General features: G+C 64.5%; 3 protein-coding genes. 1 reads left to right on the plus strand and 2 read right to left on the minus strand.

What is annotated here, in order from left to right:
• The first annotated feature begins 413 nt into the window (after positions 1-413).
• Complete coding sequence (locus ABIV12_RS08645) at positions 414-1,670, plus strand: MFS transporter (RefSeq protein ID WP_348058290.1); 1,257 nt, start codon at positions 414-416, stop codon at positions 1,668-1,670.
• Between the two features lie 58 nt (positions 1,671-1,728).
• On the opposite strand, the gene hutG is transcribed toward ABIV12_RS08645, so the two are convergent.
• Positions 1,729-2,502, minus strand: a complete 774-nt coding sequence (hutG, locus tag ABIV12_RS08650) for an N-formylglutamate deformylase (RefSeq protein ID WP_348058292.1) — start codon at positions 2,500-2,502, stop codon at positions 1,729-1,731.
• Positions 2,503-2,592: 90 nt separating this feature from the next.
• Positions 2,593-2,892: a DUF6587 family protein gene (locus ABIV12_RS08655; RefSeq protein ID WP_348058294.1), complete on the minus strand. Its 300-nt coding sequence runs from the start codon at positions 2,890-2,892 to the stop codon at positions 2,593-2,595.
• Between the last annotated feature and the right edge of the window lie 80 nt (positions 2,893-2,972).

Here is a 2,972-nt window from a genome sequence, read left to right on the forward strand (position 1 = left end):
CAGCGCTGCATCGTCGGCGTGAAGGCACGAGAATCTTCTGTTCCTTCTTCCGTCCAGCGTCGGACGGAACAGCGCGCTTGCGTACGACAACATGCGTTGATCGTCAGCACCGCTTGGATGGGGTGAACGGATGAGTATCTGCTGTTCCTTCCCCTGCGCAGCGGGGGAAGGTGGCGAAGCCGCAAGGGGGCGCTCTTGATTGTCCGCTCCACGATTGGCGCCTCTTCGACTGTGCGGGAGAATCAACCGCGCAGATGGATGTGACCGGGCGCCGATCGCCAGCATTCATTCATCCCCGCGTTCACGGTAAACATCGGCGGCGAACGGCCTTTCCTGACGACTCGCGCGAGGGTCTTTCAGGAGAAACGCGACTTGCGATGGAGTGCGCGATTCGACGATCGTACAATGCGCCCATGACTACAGCCCTGCCGGATACCTCCCCTGCAGCGAATCCCGCGCCAGCACCGATGACGCCGGCAGAGGACGCAGCGCGCACCGCGTTCCCGATTCTCGCGATGTTGAGCGTGTGCCACCTGCTTAACGACCTGATCCAGTCACTGCTGCCGGCGATCTATCCGCTGCTGAAGGAAAACTTCGCGCTCGATTTTGGTCAGATCGGACTGATCACGCTGACGTTCCAGCTCACCGCGTCGCTGCTTCAGCCGTTTGTCGGAATCTACACCGACAAGCGGCCCTTGCCCTACTCGCTCGCCATCGGCATGGGCTTCACGCTCGCCGGTCTGCTGTTGTTGTCGCGCGCCGCGACCTTTCCGATGCTGCTGTTTGCCGCCGCACTGGTCGGTTCCGGTTCGTCGGTGTTCCATCCGGAATCCTCACGCATCGCGCGGATGGCGTCGGGCGGACGCCACGGGCTCGCGCAATCGCTGTTCCAGGTCGGCGGCAACGTCGGATCGGCCATCGGCCCGCTGCTCGCCGCGTTCATCGTGATGCCGCGCGGTCAATCGAGTGTCGCCTGGTTCGCCATCGCGGCGCTGCTCGCGATGGCGCTGCTCACGCGCATCGGCGGCTGGTACCGCGCGCGCATTCCCGCTCTGCGCAATGTGCGCCACGTCGTATCCGCGTCGGCGCTGCCGCGCCGCACGATCGTGACGACCATGACCATTCTCGGCGCATTGATCTTCTCGAAATATTTCTACCTGGCCAGCCTGTCGAGCTACTACACCTTCTACCTGATCGAGAAATTCCAGCTGACCGCGCAGGATGCGCAGCTGCATCTGTTCGTGTTCCTCGGAGCAGTCGCAGTGGGCACGCTCGCGGGCGGTCCGATCGGCGATCGCATCGGCCGCCGCTACGTGATCTGGGGATCGATCCTCGGCGTGCTGCCGTTCACCCTGCTGCTGCCGCACGCCAACCTCTTCTGGACGACGATGCTGACCATCGTCATCGGGTTGGTGCTCGCATCCGCGTTCTCCGCAATCATTGTCTACGCGCAGGAACTCGTGCCCGGACGCACCGGCGTCATCGCCGGGCTGTTCTTCGGGTTCGCATTCGGCATGGGCGGTCTCGGCGCCGCGCTGCTCGGCGAACTGGCCGACCACATCGGCATCGAATCGGTCTACGGATTGTGCGCGTACCTGCCGGCGATCGGCTTGCTCGCGTGGTTTCTGCCGGCGCTGGAGAAGCCACGACGCGTGTCGCATCCGGCGTAGCTGCGGCTTCGGCGGCGATGTTGCTGCCGCGCGAAAGGCATCGTGGCTGAAGCCGCTCCTACAGGCATTCTTCCAGCAGGCGCCGGATGACGACCTGGGTCGCCGCCGCACGCGCAGGCATGAACTCGAAGGTCTCTTCGTCCATGTAGTTGAGCTGGGTCAGTTCGAGCTGGATCGCTTCGACGCCGTCAGCCGGGCGGCCAAACTGCCGCGTGATGTAACCGCCCTTGAAACGGCCGTTGGCGACATGGGTGAAGCGTGTCTGCGCGGCGAGCACATCGACAAGCCTGGTCGCGAGCGCCTTGGAGCAACTCGCTCCATCGGCCGTGCCGAGGTTGAAATCCGGCAAGCGCCCATCGAACAGGAACGGGACCACACTGCGGATCGAATGTCCCTCCCACAGCACGACGCGGCCATGCGCGCGGCGCAGTCGATCGATCTCGCCAGCAAGCGCGTCGTGATAAGGCGTCCAGTACGCTGCGACGCGATCAGCGATCTCGGTGCCGTGCGGCTCCTCGCCAACCTGGTAGATCGGCTCGCCGCTGAACTGCACGATCGGGCACAGACCCGTCGTGTTCTGCCCAGGATACAGTGACGCGTTGTCGGACGGCCGGTTGAGATCGACGACGTAGCGTGAATAGGCCGGCACGATCATCGACGCGCCAAGGTCGCGTGCAAATGCATACAGACGTTCGACGTTCCAGTCGGTATCGGGAACCCGCCGCGCGGCCGGCGTCATGCGCGCAGCGATGTCGTCGGGAATCAGCGTGCCCTCATGCGGCAGGCTGATCAGCAGCGGCGCCGTGCCGCGATGCAGGGTGAACAGGTCCATGCGCTCATTCTAGCTGCGCAATCGACCAGCGCCAGCGTTCTAGCTGCGCAATCGACCAGCGCCAGCGACTTGCGCAAGGATCGCGCGCGCCTACGACTTCAGCCGTGGACGGAACACCAGCGGAAGCGCCTCGACCGGTTTGGCCGCTGCCGCCGCGCAACCGCCACAAGCAGAACAGCCATCGCCGCAACTGCCGCCACTGGTACTGGTCGGCTGCGCGCGGCGCGCCATGCCACGCAGCCATGCCGGCGACGACGGCTGGTCGACGCGGTCGAGGATTCTCGCCTTCACGCGGCGACTCGTGACAGGCAGCAATCGCTGCACAGCAAACAGCGCGCTCCAGCCGACGACGAGCAGGATCACCAACGCCTGCACGAGGATGGCCGTCATGCGAACGCCTTTGCGATCTGGTACGTGATGAACGAAGCGAGGTAGGCGAGTCCGAACAGATAGCCCGCGCTGATCCACAC

The organism is Dokdonella sp., assembly GCF_039926425.1.
Taxonomy (GTDB): Bacteria; Pseudomonadota; Gammaproteobacteria; order Xanthomonadales; family Rhodanobacteraceae; genus Dokdonella_A.